Source organism: Paenibacillus marchantiae (assembly GCF_028771845.1).
Classification (GTDB): Bacteria; Bacillota; Bacilli; order Paenibacillales; family Paenibacillaceae; genus Paenibacillus; species Paenibacillus marchantiae.
This window is the reverse complement of the sequence record NZ_CP118270.1, coordinates 664,745-681,297: the sequence shown is the minus strand read 5'-3', so window position 1 is coordinate 681,297 and position 16,553 is coordinate 664,745. Positions and strand designations below refer to the sequence as shown.

Annotated in this window: 15 protein-coding genes; 9 read left to right on the top strand and 6 right to left on the bottom strand. The window is 47.6% G+C overall.

Annotated features, from left to right (window positions below; all coding sequences use genetic code 11):
* Positions 1-101 precede the first annotated feature (101 nt).
* From PTQ21_RS03165 to PTQ21_RS03150, 4 genes are all read left to right on the top strand, one after another.
* Positions 102-1,859 carry an adenine deaminase gene (locus PTQ21_RS03165; protein ID WP_063567192.1) on the top strand — a complete coding sequence of 586 codons (1,758 nt, stop codon included), beginning with the start codon at positions 102-104 and terminating at the stop codon, positions 1,857-1,859.
* A gap of 523 nt (positions 1,860-2,382) precedes the next feature.
* Positions 2,383-3,123 (top strand): HAD family hydrolase, encoded by a 741-nt coding sequence (locus tag PTQ21_RS03160; protein WP_063567194.1) that lies wholly within the window; start codon positions 2,383-2,385, stop codon positions 3,121-3,123.
* 339 nt (positions 3,124-3,462) lie between these two features.
* On the top strand, positions 3,463-3,942 hold the full coding sequence (locus tag PTQ21_RS03155; protein WP_063567195.1) for a Dps family protein: 480 nt from the start codon (positions 3,463-3,465) through the stop codon (positions 3,940-3,942).
* 128 nt (positions 3,943-4,070) lie between these two features.
* Positions 4,071-5,276 (top strand): nitric oxide synthase oxygenase, encoded by a 1,206-nt coding sequence (locus tag PTQ21_RS03150; protein ID WP_274568785.1) that lies wholly within the window; start codon positions 4,071-4,073, stop codon positions 5,274-5,276.
* A 340-nt stretch (positions 5,277-5,616) separates the two neighbouring features.
* Here PTQ21_RS03150 and PTQ21_RS03145 read toward each other — a convergent pair whose 3' ends face one another.
* Positions 5,617-6,882: an MFS transporter gene (locus PTQ21_RS03145; RefSeq protein ID WP_161490634.1), complete on the bottom strand. Its 1,266-nt coding sequence runs from the start codon at positions 6,880-6,882 to the stop codon at positions 5,617-5,619.
* Positions 6,883-7,139: 257 nt separating this feature from the next.
* On the opposite strand from PTQ21_RS03145, the gene PTQ21_RS03140 reads away from it, so the two are divergent.
* From PTQ21_RS03140 to PTQ21_RS03125, 4 genes are read left to right on the top strand one after another with little or no spacing between them, the layout of a single operon-like run.
* Complete coding sequence (locus PTQ21_RS03140; RefSeq protein ID WP_063567198.1) at positions 7,140-8,249, top strand: ABC transporter ATP-binding protein; 1,110 nt, start codon at positions 7,140-7,142, stop codon at positions 8,247-8,249.
* Positions 8,239-9,072, top strand: coding sequence for an ABC transporter permease (locus PTQ21_RS03135; RefSeq protein WP_024632841.1), 834 nt, complete (start codon positions 8,239-8,241; stop codon positions 9,070-9,072). Before PTQ21_RS03140 ends, PTQ21_RS03135 begins: the two co-directional genes overlap by 11 nt.
* A complete protein-coding gene (locus PTQ21_RS03130) occupies positions 9,047-9,853 on the top strand; it encodes an ABC transporter permease (protein WP_063567199.1) in 807 nt (268 codons plus the stop codon). Before PTQ21_RS03135 ends, PTQ21_RS03130 begins: the two co-directional genes overlap by 26 nt.
* Complete coding sequence (locus PTQ21_RS03125) at positions 9,850-10,923, top strand: ABC transporter substrate-binding protein (RefSeq protein WP_063567200.1); 1,074 nt, start codon at positions 9,850-9,852, stop codon at positions 10,921-10,923. Before PTQ21_RS03130 ends, PTQ21_RS03125 begins: the two co-directional genes overlap by 4 nt.
* 326 nt (positions 10,924-11,249) lie before the next feature.
* Here the strand turns inward: PTQ21_RS03125 and PTQ21_RS03120 are convergent, their stop codons facing one another.
* Both PTQ21_RS03120 and PTQ21_RS03115 read right to left on the bottom strand, forming a co-directional pair.
* Complete coding sequence (locus tag PTQ21_RS03120; RefSeq protein WP_063567201.1) at positions 11,250-11,750, bottom strand: hypothetical protein; 501 nt, start codon at positions 11,748-11,750, stop codon at positions 11,250-11,252.
* Positions 11,751-11,940: 190 nt separating this feature from the next.
* Positions 11,941-12,984: an AraC family transcriptional regulator gene (locus PTQ21_RS03115; RefSeq protein ID WP_274568784.1), complete on the bottom strand. Its 1,044-nt coding sequence runs from the start codon at positions 12,982-12,984 to the stop codon at positions 11,941-11,943.
* A gap of 134 nt (positions 12,985-13,118) precedes the next feature.
* Between PTQ21_RS03115 and PTQ21_RS03110 the strand changes: the two genes are divergently transcribed.
* Positions 13,119-13,751, top strand: coding sequence for an NAD(P)H-dependent oxidoreductase (locus PTQ21_RS03110; RefSeq protein WP_274568783.1), 633 nt, complete (start codon positions 13,119-13,121; stop codon positions 13,749-13,751).
* Positions 13,752-13,865: 114 nt separating this feature from the next.
* On the opposite strand, the gene PTQ21_RS03105 is transcribed toward PTQ21_RS03110, so the two are convergent.
* The 3 genes from PTQ21_RS03105 to PTQ21_RS03095 form a co-directional block, all read right to left on the bottom strand.
* Positions 13,866-14,852, bottom strand: a complete 987-nt coding sequence (locus PTQ21_RS03105) for a cation diffusion facilitator family transporter (RefSeq protein ID WP_274570434.1) — start codon at positions 14,850-14,852, stop codon at positions 13,866-13,868.
* A gap of 214 nt (positions 14,853-15,066) precedes the next feature.
* Positions 15,067-15,837 (bottom strand): dioxygenase family protein, encoded by a 771-nt coding sequence (locus PTQ21_RS03100; protein WP_064641801.1) that lies wholly within the window; start codon positions 15,835-15,837, stop codon positions 15,067-15,069.
* The gene (locus tag PTQ21_RS03095; protein ID WP_269054008.1) at positions 15,837-16,514 is read right to left on the bottom strand and encodes an alpha/beta hydrolase; all 678 of its coding nucleotides are present in this window, start codon (positions 16,512-16,514) and stop codon (positions 15,837-15,839) included. The genes PTQ21_RS03100 and PTQ21_RS03095 overlap by 1 nt, the downstream gene beginning before the upstream one ends.
* Positions 16,515-16,553 lie beyond the last annotated feature (39 nt).

Sequence of the window (16,553 nt, the reverse complement as noted above, 5' to 3'; positions counted from 1 at the left end):
GCAAAAGAGGCATTTATCAGCTGAATCCAGAGCAATATAGCTAGTTGTAACTGCTGCTCTGGATCGCTGTAAGATGCTCATGAAGAAGGAGATTATGCCCCATGCGTGCAGATCAACTAATTAAGAATGTACATGTGTATAACAGTTATTATAAACGATTCGAAATGAACAACGTGGCTGTACTGGACGGTAGATTTATGTATGTTGGTCCAGGTGGACCGGAGATGATTGAAGCCGATGAAGTGATTGATGCACGCGGACGTTACATGATTCCGGGCCTTATTGATATTCATCTGCACATTGAGAGTACGATGGTGACACCGGCAACCTTTTCCCATGGCCTGATCCGCTGCGGGGTAACGTCCATTGTGGCGGAACCGCATGAGATGGCGAATGTGTTTGGGCTGGAAGGTGTGCAGGAGATGATGTCGGCCAGTCGTGAGACAACGGTGGACATGTTTTACGCCATCCCAAGCTCCGTTCCGGCGACTCCCATGGAAACAACAGGTGGTTCAATTGAAATCGAAGACATGGATGTGCTGCTCGCTACTGGAGAGATCATCTGTCTGGGTGAGATCATGAACTATGTGGACGTCATCCGTGATCCGGAATGCAAGACCAATCAGATTCTTCAGCATATTCGCAAAAACTATCCAGATCTTGTGATCGAAGGTCATACACCGAAATTGCTTGGGCTGGATCTGCACCGACTGATCTATGCGGGCATCGATTCCGATCATACGCATCAGAGCATTGAGGGCTTGCAGGCGCGAATTGCGGCAGGTATGTTCATTGAAATTCAGGAAAAATCGATGACGCCAGAAGTCATGGAATACCTGATTCAGCATGATGTCGCTCAGCATTTCTGCTTCGTAACAGACGATGTTATGCCAGATTCGCTAGTGGAACGAGGACATCTGGATCATATCGTGCGTAAAGCCATTCGGATGGGGATGCGCCCCGAAGATGCGATTTACGCTGCAACCTCAACCCCTGCATCCCGGATGAAAATGACCGATCGCGGTAGCATTGCCCCAGGCAAAGTGGCGGACTATGTGCTGCTGTCCAACTTAGATACACTTGCAGTAGAGCAGGTATACAAAAATGGCCGTAAAGCTTATGACGACTACGAACCGTACAAGCAGGACCGAATTAGTGGACAGTTCCCGCCTCACTTTTACCAAAGCGTGCAATTGGATCTGCTGGGAGCCGAGGATTTTGCAATCCGTTTGTCTGATCCGAAGGTGAACGGGCAAAGTCAAGCATCTGACTCAGACGCGCAGTTATCTGAAAATGGTTTAAACAACTGCCGGGTTATGATGGTGAAGGATGGTTCAACCTTTGTGGAAGAACATATCGCACAGGTTCAGGCTGCGAATGGTGAACTTCTCTGGGAAGAGAGTGGATATGGACAGATTGCGACCTTTGAACGTTATGGTGTGAACGGTAACCGAGCACATGGTTTGATTGGTGGAGACACGATCAAGCGTGGTGCCATTGCAACAACATATTCACATGATAACCACAACCTATTGGTCGTAGGACGCAATCGTGAAGATATGATCTTAGCAGCTAACACGGTAATTTCGAGCCAGGGTGGGTTCTGTGTGGTGGAAGACGGCAAAGTGTTGTCCCATCTCGAACTTCCTGTGGGTGGTATATTGACGGAGGAACCGCTGGCAGTAGTATCACACCAAGTGAAAGAGCTGCGTGCAGCGATGTTGTCTCTTGGTTATGTGCACTATAACCCAATCATGTCCATCAGTACCCATTCCCTTGCGGTAAGTCCGGCTCTGAAAATTACGGATCACGGCCTGATTGATGTGAATGCAGGCAAGGTTGTACCGTTGATACTTTAATTGGAATACACATAATTCGTGAAGTATCTCTTAATTAGATGATTGATCGCGGAATACTGTAAATAAGTTAAAGTGAAGAATTAGAAAAAGGTAGGTATACTGTAGAGAAAGAATACAGTGCACCTACCTTTTTTTTGAAGCTCATTTATGGCAACGATAACATTTATATTGTCGATGTGGATTATCAATGCGTCTTCATTTTCTTGAGAGTTGCTGCATAGTACACTGATCTTATGGCACAACTGATCATAGGACCCATGAGTATTAAGTTGCTGTATGTTGGAACAGTAGTGTAACTATAATGGATATAAATTAGCACTGATGTCGAAACAACAAAAAGGAAGAGATTTAACACTAAGTTGTATACTTTTCGCTTCTGTTCTTTGGGATATAAGGAGAATGCCATATAATCTACTTCCTTGCAATATTCGTTATAGAAATATGCTAGCATTTATCAGGATTTATTTCCACATTATTGTAATTATTAATTAAATTTTATGAGATCGAATAAGGGAGATCCATCATGTTATCTAACGACAACGCCCCAAAAGCTATATTTTTCGACGTAGACGATACCTTGTATGACCACTTGCAGCCGCTTCGTGGCGCTTTACAGCAAGTTCTTGGTTTATCAGATGAGTTCCCATATGGGGAGGCATACCATCGCTTCCGTTATTATAGCGACTGGCTGTCTGCCCAAGAAGACTTGTCTGCTGTACCCGAACCGGAAGCGGTGGAACGGATGCGTCATCGCAGATTTGAGCTGACCATGGCGGAATTTGGATATCCCCTAGAACAGGGACAGGCTGAAGAACTGCAAGCACAGTATTTGAGTAGACAGTTTCAGATTCAGCCCTTTGATGGAGCATATGAGCTTATTCGAAGACTTCTTGCAGAAGGGCATATGGTGGGATTAATCACCAACGGAGAAGGAAAACATCAGCAGCGGAAGCTCGAAGCGCTGGATGTGTTCAGTCTTATTCCCGAGGAACGGATCTTCATATCGGGTACCCTAGGTTACGCCAAGCCGGATCGCAGATTATTTGAGCATGTAAGCAGGCGGACAGGATCGGATTCCGAGTCCAGTTATTATATCGGCGATTCCTGGCGCAATGATGTTATCGGTGCAGTGGATGCCGGATGGAAAGTGATTTGGTTCAACCATCGTGATGCTTTGCCAGAATCAGAGCATCAGCCTCATCACGTTGCGGGTAGTTATGAAGAGGTAAGCCGTATCCTTACATCCGAGTTGATTCAACAATAAAGCGTGCGCTATGTGCGTTGGTGCAGTCCTGATCCTCAGTGAGGATCAGGGCTGTTTTTTGTTATATGGGACGTGAGGATTGTCATTGTACATCGGTGAAAATCGAGGTATAGATACTGTGTGTAAAGGTGTTTAAGGGGTCTTCTCACACTGTCCAAACATGAAGCGTAGCTTCATGGAATCTTCATTCAAAAGAGTAGGCTATAGCCTTCACAAAGGATAAGGGCAGTGCTATAATTAAAACAAGATTTAGATTAAGTCTAAATTAAACAAACGAAAGAAAGTTACGTTACGTTATCAAATTCAAAACTATATCACATTCGAGAGGGGATAAATTCCATGAGCACAATCCAAACTAGAAACAATACTTTTGCAAACCATGCTACTGAACTTCAAGAGGTCCTGAACCGCCAGATCGCTGGTTGGTCTGTACTGTATACTAAATTGCACCACTTCCACTGGTATGTGAAAGGTCCTCATTTCTTCACACTGCATGCCAAATTCGAAGAGCTGTATAACTTGGCTACGGCGAATATGGACGAAGCCGCAGAACGTCTATTGGCGATTGGTGGACGTCCGGTCGCAACGATGGCTGAGCAACTGCGGTTGTCACCTGTTGAGGAAGCACAGGGACAGTTGTCGGCTGAAAAAATGGTAGAAACCGTAGTTACTGATCTGCAAGCGATGGTGGGTGTAATTAACGAGGGTATTCAAGCAGCTGGCGAAGCTGAGGATAATGCAACTGAAGATATGTTGATTGGATTCACTGCTGCATTGGATAAAGAGGTCTGGATGTTAAACGCATTTCTGGGCAAATAAGCTAAGTTACCCTGCATCCTGAACAACGATATGTAGAGTCCGTGAACAAAGTGCCCGTTCGCTTACAAATCCGGTGTGCTTGCCGTATAATGATGGCATTCAAGATGTATAGATTGGTGGAGTGAATAATGCGGACAGACCTGGAAGAACTGCGGGATGAAGCTGAACGGTTTATATATAGATGTTATGAAGAGCTGGGCCATTCGCGTGAAGACGCGCAGGCCCGGCTTGTTGCAGTTTTGAACGAGATTGAGCACACAGGCACATATGTGCATACTGCGGATGAACTGGAGCATGGCTGTAAAATGGCATGGCGGAACAGCAATCGCTGCATCGGGCGGCTATTCTGGGATAAACTGCGCATCGTTGATGCACGTCATGCAGATACGGTTGGAACGGCAGCAGATGCTGTGATGACGCACATCAGAGCGGCTTCCAACAAAGGGAAGATTATTCCCATGATTACGATTCTTCCACCTGATGGACCGAAGGGAGCCCCTGTGCGAATTTGGAATCACCAGTTAATCCGTTATGCCGGATATGAGACGACGGAAGGCATTGTAGGTGATCCTGCCTCCGTTGAGCTAACGAAGACAGCAATGTCGCTTGGCTGGCTGGGGGAAGGCACGCCTTATGATGTGCTTCCATTGATTATCCAGGCTAAGGGGCAAGCTCCAGAGTGGTATCCTGTGCCCAAGGAAGACATCGTGGAAGTGAATATTGAACACCCGGAGCGTCCCGAGATTGCTGAACTGGACATGCGCTGGTACGGTGTACCAATGATTGCCGATATGCGGCTGGAGATTGGCGGCATATCCTACCCGGCAGCACCATTCAACGGCTGGTATATGGGCACTGAGATTGGCGCACGCAATCTGGCGGATACGTTTCGGTATAATAAACTACCAGCGGTAGCGGCAGCACTTGGCTTGAATACGTCGAGTGAAACGACACTTTGGAAGGATCGGGCTCTGGTAGAGCTGAATGTAGCGGTGCTGCATTCGTTCAAGAAAGCAGGCGTCAGCATTGTGGATCACCACACAGCGGCAGCGCAATTTGCCCTGTTTGAGCAGCGGGAAGAGAAAGCCGGGCGCGAAATGACAGGCGATTGGGTCTGGCTGATTCCGCCGGTGTCTCCGGCAACGACGCATATTTTCCACAGTTCCTATCGCAATGAGATTGTGAAGCCTAACTTTTTCTATGGAGATCATTCCTACACATTGGATACAGAGAAATCGGAAGCTGAACGGATGGACAGGGGAAAACAACAACCCGAGGGGGATCAGCAGCCTCATGCTGAGAACCCACCAATGAAATGCCCGTTTGCACACTGATGTGTGAACGGGTTGTTTTTTTGCTGTTTTTTCATCAAAGCACGGACTCTAAAATAGGAAATAAATCTGAATATTCTTTCTCTATATGGAAATTAATTGAACTTCTATAATGAGGATCATGACTTAATATAGGAGGGTTACCCATGCACAGAGTTCGAAGGTGATTTGAAGCCCGATGGGGTGGAAGTTCTTGAAGCAAAGTTTTACAAGCCGACGGAATTGCCTGAGAACACAGACCCTTATTTGAAAAATAAAATCAAAGAAAATGCACTACATATCGCAGCACTATTGGGTAAAAAATGATTGGAGGCTGCCCACTGATGTGGGCAGTTTTGTGCGTCTACACTCGTTTCGATCTGTAACGGCTGCGCATCACAGCCTGAACGGCAATGGCAGCAGCAATTAGAAGCAGATTGAACACAAACACGGTATACAGCGATCCACGCTCCACAAGCAGAGCAGCCACCAGAGGGGACACGATGGAACCGATCTCTGCCACAGAGACAATTTTGCCTATGACGGAGCTTCTACCCTCGTCCGGGATATGATCCCCGATATGAGCAAAGAACGAATCCATGTAACATGCACCGCCTACGCCGCCGATCAGCATGCCCACGTAAACCAGCACATATGAAGATGTGCTCAGAAAAACCACCACTTCGATGCCAATCATCAGCATGCCGAACATGCAGAGCAGCAGACGATCACCCATTCGATCAGACAGGTAACCGGCTACCGGAGCAGCCGCGAGTGTAGAAATACCAACGACGGTAAAGGCAAGACTGATCGCAAACGGGTCCCACTGCATGATATGAGCTGCATACAATGCAAAGTAAGTCAGAAACACGGCATAAGCACTCATCTCCAGGAAATGAACCGTACCGTAGCCAATCAGTTGCTGCCTCCGGGTAAGTCCGGTGGACGGAATGATTGGGCTAGGAGTAGCGTTTACTGGAGAAACTGTATAATCGGCAGGCGTTTGCGTTGGTTTGGCATCCGTTGGAGACTCGCTTAAGTCGTGACCGTCCGCCACATTCTCAGATACAGGATTGGGCTTTGCTGCTGTCTTCATCCCCATTGCCGCAACCACAGCCATCAGACAGCACACGGTAACGAGTAAAAAAGGCACCGACAAAGGCCAATGCAACGAGAGCCAACCGCTGATGACCGGACCCAGCACCATGCCCCCACCTTCACTGCTGCTAATATAACCGTTGTAGAGCCCCCGGTTGTCGACGTTCCCCTCATCCCCAATGATGGAACGTACGACGACCGTAAGTCCGGTAGAAGCGAGCCCTTGCAGCAGCCGCAGCAGACCAAATACTAGTGCGGCAGAAGATACAGCGAAACCGCCCATACAAACAGCGAGCAGCAGAAGCATGGCAATAAGTGCCCGCTTGCCCCCGATTTTTCGATAGAGTGCCGCAGCGGGCACCCCGCCAATCACTTTACCGACATAAAAGAGTGCAAAAATAACCCCCATCATCCAGCCGGACAGGCCGAATTCCTCAATAAACAAAGGGAACAGGGGCAGGATCATGAAACCGCCCATCTGACTCAGAAAACAAATGATCATCAGCAAAGGCAGGTTACGACGAATATCCACGAACAGGACTCCTTTCACATGACTTGATTCGGAAATCCTCATGAAATCGCTCTACTTGGATGCGTAGATATCGACATATATCCGTAATGTATGCTGTATTTGTGAGAATAAGAAGAAATAACACATGGCGTTTACATCAAAACCATTGCGGATATAGCTGAATCATATATAATAGATGGGATTTGTAATGAAGCATGCATGAAAAGAAGTGTACAGGCTCAAGGTATACCTCAAGTTTAAAGGGGGCGAAATGAAGCATGTCAGAACAACAACCGATTATCCGGTTCGACCGGGTGACCCAGCAATACGATCAGGATGAAGCCGTATTGAAGGAGGTCAGTTTCGAGATTGAGCGGGGTAAATTTTATACGCTACTCGGCCCGTCAGGCTGCGGGAAAACAACGATATTGCGCCTGATCGCTGGCTTTGCGGAGCCGACACAGGGCAGTATTTATTTTAACGGTGCACTGATTAACCAAGTGCCGGCTCACCAGCGGCAGGTGAATACCGTATTTCAGGATTATGCGTTATTTCCACATTTGAACGTATTTGAGAACGTAGCTTTTGGTTTGCGGATCAAAAAAATGAAAACCGCTGAAATTCAAGGCAAAGTGCTGGAAGCACTCAAGTTCGTCAATCTCTCTGGCTATGAAAACCGTGAAATTGGCGAGATGTCCGGTGGACAACGGCAGCGTGTCGCCATTGCGCGGGCGATTGTGAATGAACCCGAGATTTTGCTGCTGGACGAGCCGCTCTCAGCGCTTGATCTGAAGCTGCGGACCGAAATGCAGTATGAACTGCGTGAGCTGCAACAGCGATTGGGCATTACGTTTATTTTTGTCACACATGATCAGGAAGAAGCCTTGGCGATGTCGGATGAGATCTTTGTCCTGAACGGCGGCGTCATTCAACAGAGCGGCACACCGAATGATATCTATGATGAGCCGATTAACCGTTTTGTGGCGGACTTTATTGGTGAATCGAACATTGTATCCGGCAAAATGAAGCAGGACTTTGTGGTGGAATTCGCTGGCGCAGAGTACGAGTGTGTCGATCAGGGTTTGCAGCGGGACGAGCCTGTAGAGATTGTGATCCGTCCAGAGGATATGGAGATTACAACCGAGGAACAGGGCAAGATGCAGGTCAACGTGGACTCCCAGCTGTTCCGTGGGGTGCACTACGAGATATCCACATACGATGATGCGGGTAATGAGTGGCTGGTGCATTCCACGAAGAAAGCCGTCGTAGGCGCTCGTATTGGACTGTATTTTGACCCGGAAGCCATCCACGTCATGCGCTTTAATGAGACGGAAGAAGAGTTCGATAAACGTCTGGAAGCCTACCAAGAGGCCGTTCATGCAGACTAAGGCGAGTACACGCAATGCGTATCTGATTCCATATGTATTATGGATGGTGTTGTTTGTAGTTGCTCCGGTTCTGCTGGTGGTGTATTACTCGTTCTTCGATGTGGAGGGCAATTTCACGCTGGGTAACTACGCTCGGTTCTTTACACCTGTGTACATGCAGATGACCCTGAGCTCGTTCTGGTATGCATTTCTAATCACAGTGTTCTCACTGTTGGTCTCGTATCCGACGGCGTATTTACTGACTCGTACAAAGCACAAGCAGCTGTGGCTGCTGCTTATTATTTTGCCAAGCTGGATCAATCTGTTGTTAAAAGCGTACGCCTTTATCGGCCTGTTCGGCACGTATGGCTTGACCAATTCCCTGCTGGAAGTGGTGGGCATTGGCACGCAACAGATTTTGTTCACCGATTTTAGCTTTATCTTTGTCTCGGTGTACATCTTCATTCCGTTCATGATCCTGCCGATCTTCAACGCGTTGGAAGAGATGAATCCTTCGCTGATCTATGCGGCCCGGGATCTTGGGGCATCGTCATGGCTGACGTTCCGCCGGGTTATCTTCCCGTTGACGCTCAGCGGAGTGAAATCCGGCTGTCAGGCCGTATTTATTCCGGCGCTATCTTTGTTCATGATTACCCGCCTTATTGCGGGGAACCGGGTAATTACGCTGGGAACAGCGATTGAGCAGCATTTTCTCGTCACCCAGGACTGGGGGATGGGTTCGACGATTGCCGTCTTTTTGATTATTGCGATGGCGATCATTATGTTCCTGACTGGATCAGGCAAGAAGGAGGTGCGTAATGGGAAGAAACGGAAAGCTGTCTAACGTCTATCTGGCCGTTGTATTCGCCATACTGTACGCACCGATTGCGTATCTGATCTTCTATTCCTTCAACAGTGGCGGGCATATGCGCGGTTTCGAAGGATTTACATTGAAATGGTACAGGGAAGTATTTGCCGATACCCGGCTGCTGATCATTGTACTGAATACGTTCATTATTGCGCTCCTGTCCTCTGCGATCTCGACGATGCTCGGTGTGGCAGGGGCACTGGCGATCTACCATGTGCGGCGCAAACGGACCAAGAATACGTTGCTGTCACTCAATAACGTGCTGATCGTTAGTCCGGATGTCATCATTGGTGCATCCTTTCTGATTCTGTTCACCATGATTGGCATCAAGCTTGGATTCACTTCGGTATTGTTGTCTCATATCGCATTCAGCGTGCCGATTGTAGTAATTATGGTACTGCCAAAGCTTCAGGAGATGAGCCCGACATTGATGGATGCGGCGCGCGATCTGGGTGCTGGATCATGGCAGATCCTAACTCGTGTCGTGCTTCCATACGTTAAACCGGGTATTTTTGCCGGATTCTTCATGGCATTGACTTACTCGCTTGATGACTTTGCGGTAACATTCTTTGTCACGGGTAACGGATACTCCACACTCTCTGTGGAGATTTATTCAAGAGCAAGGCAGGGTGTGTCATTGTCCATCAATGCGCTGTCCACGCTGCTGTTCCTGCTGACGGTGCTGCTGGTGGTTGGGTATTACTTCATTAACCGCCGTGCAGCGCGAACGCCTGCGGGAAGGGGGCTGCGTCCATGAAGCAACTGGTTCGGACATTTGCGATTGTATTTGTGGCTGCCTTTGCCTTGATGATTCTCGCTTCGTATCTGAACAAGAGTCAGGGGTATTCCGGCGGCAACACGCTGACGATTTACAACTGGGGCGATTATATCGACCCCGATTTGCTGAAGGAATTTGAACAAGAGACCGGCATCAAGGTGATCTATCAGACGTTTGATTCGAACGAAGCGATGTTAACCAAGATTGAGCAGGGCGGAACGACGTTTGATGTGGCGATTCCTTCTGAGTATGCGATTAGCAAAATGAAAGAGGAAAACCTGCTCATTCCGCTGGATCACAGCAAGCTGCCCAATCTAAGCAACATCGACTCCCGGTTTATGGACCTATCCTTTGATGAGGGCAACAAGTACTCCATCCCTTACTTCTGGGGAACGGTGGGTATTGTGTACAATCCTGAACTGGTCGATGGGTTAACGTTTGAGAGCTGGAATGATCTGTGGGACCCACGTTTGAAAAATCAAATCTTGCTGCTCGACGGTGCCCGTGAAGTCATGGGCATGGGGCTGAACAGCCTCGGGTATTCGTTGAACGATACGAACGAAGATCATCTGCAGGAAGCTTTGAAGAAACTGTCGACCCTCACGCCTAACGTCAGAGCGATTGTCGGAGACGAGATCAAAATGCTGCTGGCAAACGAGGAAGCGGCGGTAGGACTCGTATGGTCCGGTGATGCGTCAGAAATTATGGATGAGAACGACAAGCTGGATTACGTGGTTCCGGAGGAAGGCTCGAACCTTTGGTTCGATAACATGGTCATTCCGAAGACCGCGAGTAATATTGAAGGTGCTCATCAGTTTATCAACTTCATGCTGGACCCTGATCATGCGGCTCGTAATACTGAATATGTAGGGTACTCTACACCGAACGCCGAGGCATTGAAGCTGCTGCCAGAGGATATTTCGGAGGATGAACGATTCTATCCAGATGAGACACTGACGGGTAAGCTGGAAGTGTACAATAATCTGGGCAAAAAAATGCTCTCGCATTATAACGATTTGTTCCTCGAATTTAAAATGCATAGCAAATAAAAGGTATTCGAGTGAGATGTATAGTTAATGACCACCAATAGCGCGTGTACAGTTCGTTAGAATAAATAGGGGTGCAGCTCGTCATTTCAATTGAATGACGAGCTGCACCCCTACATTTTTACTCTGCCTCAGAGCAAATAGCTCAAGTGTTTTGTTCTATTTAGTTTACACGTTAACGGAGAGGACAGAACAAACTGAAGAAGCGAAGCGCTCGCCTTTATCTCCGGATTTTTCCCTTTATTAAAGGGGAATCAAGAAAATCTGGAGATAACAGCGATCAAAAGTTGTTCTGTCATCGGAGTGGTCAAGTGGAAACAATCAGAAGTTTACATGCGCTTTTTGCGACCCACAATGATCCATGCCCCGCCCATAATCAGCACAATCGCCACGAATGGCTGGATAAAGGACAGACTGTTCAGCATCGTGCCAATCGACATGACGGCGAAGAATAACAGTGAGATAACCGTCAGAATGTTGATCGGAATCAGCAACCATTTGTTACGGCCACCGAACCAATACAATTCGAACAGACCTACCGCTACCGCAAGAATGAAGCCAGGCCACATCGTGCTCCAGTTACCAAAAAGCATGGCGATCTGGGAGACAACACCTACCGTAAGCAAGATGCCCCCGGGAACAAGTAATCCGATCCCTCGTCCAATCATGGAGAAGTAGAGCCAATGGAAGAATAGCCCCAGTGGAATCACAAATAGGGTGGGCCAGAACGTGGCAAAGATTGTACCTGGACCGAGTGAACCTCCCTGGTTCAAAATCAGGTACACGCCGAGCAAAATAAGCACAGGCGCAAGGATGGTGCGTTTAGCCATAAATATCTCTCCTTTTCAATACAAGATCAATTCCCGAACGGTCATGGAGTATGTTTTCTCGTTATTCACAGCATACCATGAACCGCAAAAGGGTATCCTCGGTCTTTGGAGTTAAACTTCACCTAGACTAAAGTCTAGGTTCAAAACATGTAATCACTAATCCCCTTAGGAGGATTGGATTCGGGATTATTCAACTACGGGGCTGCATGGGCTGTTTGAGACTGGAACGGTATTGCCCGGGAGTCTGTCCCGTCCACTTTTTGAAGGCATTCTGAAACGCGCTTTGCTCCGAAAAATGTAAGGCATACGCAATATCCCCCACGGAATAGGTTCCCTTCTGCAAATACCGCAATGCCATTTCCTTGCGTACCTGAACGGATATCTCATGATACGTTGTATCTTCTTCACGCAATCGGCTCTGAAGTGTGCGAATGCTCACGCCCAGATACTCTGCGGTGTGTTGTAATGTGGGAAAGAAGGTTGGTAGGCTCTCCATCATCCATCGACTTACTTTGCCAGAGAAGGATTGAGATGAATGAAGCTCATCTTTGCTTTCCTGAGCCATGGTTTCAAAGACCTTCAGCATTCTTGCATCCGAATATAATACGGGCTGATCCAGAATGTCTTTGTGCATTCGCAGGAGTGTATGGGTAGCCCCGAATTGCGGCTCTATTCCTAATATGCCAACATAAGGAGATAGATCGCCTGAAGCATCGGGGGCTTGATGACTAAACTGAACCTCTTTTAACTCCACCCGGCGATTCGCCAGTTTGCTGATCAAATACACCATCGAGACAGCCATATCTTCCACACAATGACGGGACATCTGCTTCTCCGAATTTTGCAAAGACAATTGAAGGACCAGATCCGTTCCGGCTACTTTCCAATCCAGATTAAATCCACTATATAGAATGATGTTATATCGTTGATAAGCAGCGAGTGCATCTCCAATCGTCTTGGAATGCATCATGACGTAACCAGGAAGGCCAAGGTCCGCAAAGTCCAGCAGTTGTCCCTGGTTCAATCCAAAATACAGATCATCCGAGTATCTCGCAGCATACTGCATAATCCGTTCCAACTCTTCAACTGGAATACGTGCTTCCGGATTCTGCATAATAGCAGGATCTAAGCTGACGTACTCGAAAAACGCTTCGGATTCGTACCCTTTGTTCACCAGCGTCTTCATAATCGGATACAACATGGAAATGGACACACCGTGATTATGGTTGTTCATGCTACCCCCTTTTGCGCGAATCAGCAATGTTTTGGCGCCGTTGATCATTTGTTTATGTATGCGTTCATTCTATGCTTGTGATATGCCTGCTTCTTCGGCCTTCATGAACTTTATTATACAGGAGGAACAGATGTATGAAGTCAAATATTTTGGTAATTAATGGTCATCCGGATCCGCAAAGTTACTGCAAAGCACTGTCAGAAGCCTATATAAAAGGAGCCCGACAATCGGGCAGTTCTGTGGAACTGATCGACCTGAGCCATATTCAGTTTAATCTCAATCTTCAGTACGGGTACCGTCAGCGGACGGAATTGGAGCCTGATTTGGTGAGAGCTCAGGAATTGATCCGATGGGCGGACCATCTGGTGTTTGTATATCCGACGTGGTGGGGAGTGATGCCTGCTATTTTAAAAGGGTTTATTGATCGGGTGTTTTTGCCTGGATTCGCGATGAAAGATCGGGAGGACTCACCCCTATGGGACAAATTGCTGAAAGGAAGGTCTGCCCACATCATTGTGACCATGGATACACCACGCTGGTACAATCGATTCATTTACAGACATGCAGGGCACCGGGTCATGAAATCCAATATTCTCAAATTCTGCGGGGTCTCCCCGGTACGTGTAACCGAAATTAGTCCAATCAAAGGCTCCACTGAGGCGTTCCGTCTGAAATGGCTGGATAAATTCATGAAGATGGGCATGAAGCAAGGTGGCAGAAGTAAACCCCATGCTGGTCACTCAGCGAATTCTAACCAACAAGTTTAGCCCAACTTTAGCAGCCATGGATTTATATTAGCTATGTCACGTTGTTTGCTATGTAAAGAAGCCCACTCCGCGAAGAGTAGGCTTCTTTTATCTTTTATAAAAGGGAACAGACCCTTATTTCACCACATCAGAATGTTTCTTGCCCCAGCTGTTCACACCATCATCTTCGATAATCGAGATGGCCGCATCGGCGATGTCTGGATCTGTCATTAACTTCTCTTGGATACGGAACTTGATATCATCTGCATCGGCAAGGCTCAATCCTTTGGTCAGTTCGATCAGACCCTCAACGTGGTAATAACGACCTTCCTGAATAATACGCATCATCTGGATATCTGCAACATGAGAGTCTGCCAGAATGGTCTGGGATACTTTATCCTCAACATCCTGTGGAGCCGCTACACCAATCAGTCCGATCATATTGTCATAACCTACACGGAAAGCGACAGCGATCATCAGGCATCCAATAATGGTTGTCACGACTCCATCGAGCAATGCAAAATTGGTCAGTGCAATGACAACGACAGAGATCAGTGCGAGTGTCGCACCGAGTACCGCTACAATATCTTCGTAAAATACAAGGCGTGTTGGCGGCGCGGCACGTCCTACATTTTTGATTGCAGCAGGGAACAGGGCGAGACCTGACGCTTTGGGCGCACGTGCTTCGTGTAGAATTTCTTTCATTGCTTTAATCAAAATGGCTCCATCGATCACAATGTTAAGCACCAGCACGCCGATGTTAATCCAGATACCGCCGGAATGAGCAGCTGGATGCAGTAACAGATGAATGCCTTCATGGATCGTTTCATACGCCATAATGGTAACAACGATAACGGCAATCATACAGAAAATGTTGATGACTCGCCCGAATCCGGTCGGAAAGCGGCGTGTAGGTTTTTTCTCGGACAACACACTTCCTACAAAGACAAACCCTTGGTTGATGGCATCGGCTAGAGAGTGCATCGCCGAGGCGAACATGGCGCCACTGCCACTGAATAGAAAGGCTCCTCCTTTGCACAGTGCAAGTACAGCATTTCCTGCCATAGCTACAGCCGAGGATGTGTTCCCCTTTTTGACGAGAGACATTAAGCTCTCAGACATTGGTTGTTCAGCCACTTCGAATGTTCCTCCCAGAAAGATGTGATAGGTGTAGAAAGAGTATTCCTTAATTACAGCTTGGTCATTTCCACTAAATGTTATTATAGCTTGCTTTACAACTCCCAGCATTATGCAAAAAAGGTCATATCACTAAAAACACCCGTGAGAGTTCGCACGAGTGTCTGGTTATTTTTATATAAAATGTTATATCAATCGATCAATCAAATCTCCAGCAGGACAGGCTCAGGTTGCCATACTGATAGGCTTTGAACAGGAGTGATGCCTGCTTGTTCTGATCTCCCGCACCCATGGCGAGCAGCAATGGTACAAAATGCTCTGGCGTAGGCACGGCTGCTTGGGCTGATGGCGCCAGCTTGTCATAGGCGAATAGGGACGCTGTATCCCAGCTCACAAGTTTGTCTTGCAGCCAGTTGTCAAACGCCAAGGCCCAAGGGTCAATGCCTGCGCTTTCCCAGTTTAACTGACGCAGGTTGTGTACCGTCCCACCACTGCCAATGACGAGAACGTCCTGCTCACGCAATGTGGCGAGTGCCTGCCCAACCTGATACTGCTGTTCATTGGACAGATAACGGTTCACGGATAAAGCAACGACCGGAATGTCCGCATTTGGATAGAGCAGGCGAAGCACAACCCAAGCACCGTGATCCAGACCACGAACAGAGTCGCTTTCCACCGGAATACCAGCATCCCCGAACAGGCGCTGAATCTCCGCTGTTGTCTCTTCATGTCCTTGTGCAGGGTATTTGATCTGATACAGCTCGGGCTGGAAGCCGCCAAAATCATAGATGGTCTCGTAGTTGGCTACTGAAGAAACCAATTGAGTTGTAGATTCCCAGTGAGCAGAGAACAATACGATCGCTTTGGGTTTCGGCAGTTCCTGTCCAAGTTTTTGCAGAAACTCAGTGTATGCATTTTCCTCCAGTGCGAGTGATGGTGCACCGTGAGCGATAAACAGGGATGGCATCATTATGAATTCAGTCCTTTCGGGTCTTCGGCAGTCAGCTTGGCGGCATCCGTCCGAAGCCATTGTTGAAATTGTTGATATAAGTCGGGGGTGACTTGGTGTCCACCGTGATATGGAACATACGTAACGTTATTGGTCTGTTCCCGGAAGAAGCTGGCGTTATCTTCGCCAAGTTGCAGCGGGAAGAGATGATCCTGATCGCCATGCGATATAAATACAGATAACTCCGAGTTGGGCTGTATCTTGTATTCGTCTTTCACAAATTGCGGAATGTAACCGCTCATGGCTACAATTCCCTTAATTGCATCTCCCATGATCAGCGAGAGCGTCATCGCCATAATGGCTCCTTGACTGAATCCGGCGATATAACGCCGTGCGGGATCAATGGCATATTTGGCAGACAAGTCAACCATTAGCTGTTGCAGTCCCTGAACAGAGGCGTCGAACAACTCACGGACGGGGTTGCCAATGCTTTTAATTTGAAAAAAGGCGTAGCCGCTACCCTGAACAATGGGCCCACGTACGGCAACGATAATAAAATTGGACTGAAGAGGCTCCATTAAGCGAAGCATATCCTGTTCATCCGAACCCATGCCATGCAGGGCAAAGATAACGGGATATTGTTGTTCTGTATTGTAATCGGAAGGAAGCCGAACCTCGTAAGTCAATGAATAATTCAATGCAACCACCACCTGATAAGAAATGAGTAATCAAAATAA

Bases quoted from the DNA above. Each gene is read 5' to 3' on its own strand.
- PTQ21_RS03165 (WP_063567192.1), top strand. From the start codon at position 102: ATGCGTGCAGATCAACTAATTAAGAATGTACATGTGTATAACAGTTAT.
- PTQ21_RS03160 (WP_063567194.1), top strand. From the start codon at position 2,383: ATGTTATCTAACGACAACGCCCCAAAAGCTATATTTTTCGACGTAGAC.
- PTQ21_RS03155 (WP_063567195.1), top strand. From the start codon at position 3,463: ATGAGCACAATCCAAACTAGAAACAATACTTTTGCAAACCATGCTACT.
- PTQ21_RS03150 (WP_274568785.1), top strand. From the start codon at position 4,071: ATGCGGACAGACCTGGAAGAACTGCGGGATGAAGCTGAACGGTTTATA.
- PTQ21_RS03140 (WP_063567198.1), top strand. From the start codon at position 7,140: ATGTCAGAACAACAACCGATTATCCGGTTCGACCGGGTGACCCAGCAA.
- PTQ21_RS03135 (WP_024632841.1), top strand. From the start codon at position 8,239: ATGCAGACTAAGGCGAGTACACGCAATGCGTATCTGATTCCATATGTA.
- PTQ21_RS03130 (WP_063567199.1), top strand. From the start codon at position 9,047: ATGGGAAGAAACGGAAAGCTGTCTAACGTCTATCTGGCCGTTGTATTC.
- PTQ21_RS03125 (WP_063567200.1), top strand. From the start codon at position 9,850: ATGAAGCAACTGGTTCGGACATTTGCGATTGTATTTGTGGCTGCCTTT.
- PTQ21_RS03120 (WP_063567201.1), bottom strand. From the start codon at position 11,750: ATGGCTAAACGCACCATCCTTGCGCCTGTGCTTATTTTGCTCGGCGTG.
- PTQ21_RS03115 (WP_274568784.1), bottom strand. From the start codon at position 12,984: ATGAACAACCATAATCACGGTGTGTCCATTTCCATGTTGTATCCGATT.
- PTQ21_RS03110 (WP_274568783.1), top strand. From the start codon at position 13,119: ATGAAGTCAAATATTTTGGTAATTAATGGTCATCCGGATCCGCAAAGT.
- PTQ21_RS03105 (WP_274570434.1), bottom strand. From the start codon at position 14,852: ATGTCTGAGAGCTTAATGTCTCTCGTCAAAAAGGGGAACACATCCTCG.
- PTQ21_RS03100 (WP_064641801.1), bottom strand. From the start codon at position 15,837: ATGATGCCATCCCTGTTTATCGCTCACGGTGCACCATCACTCGCACTG.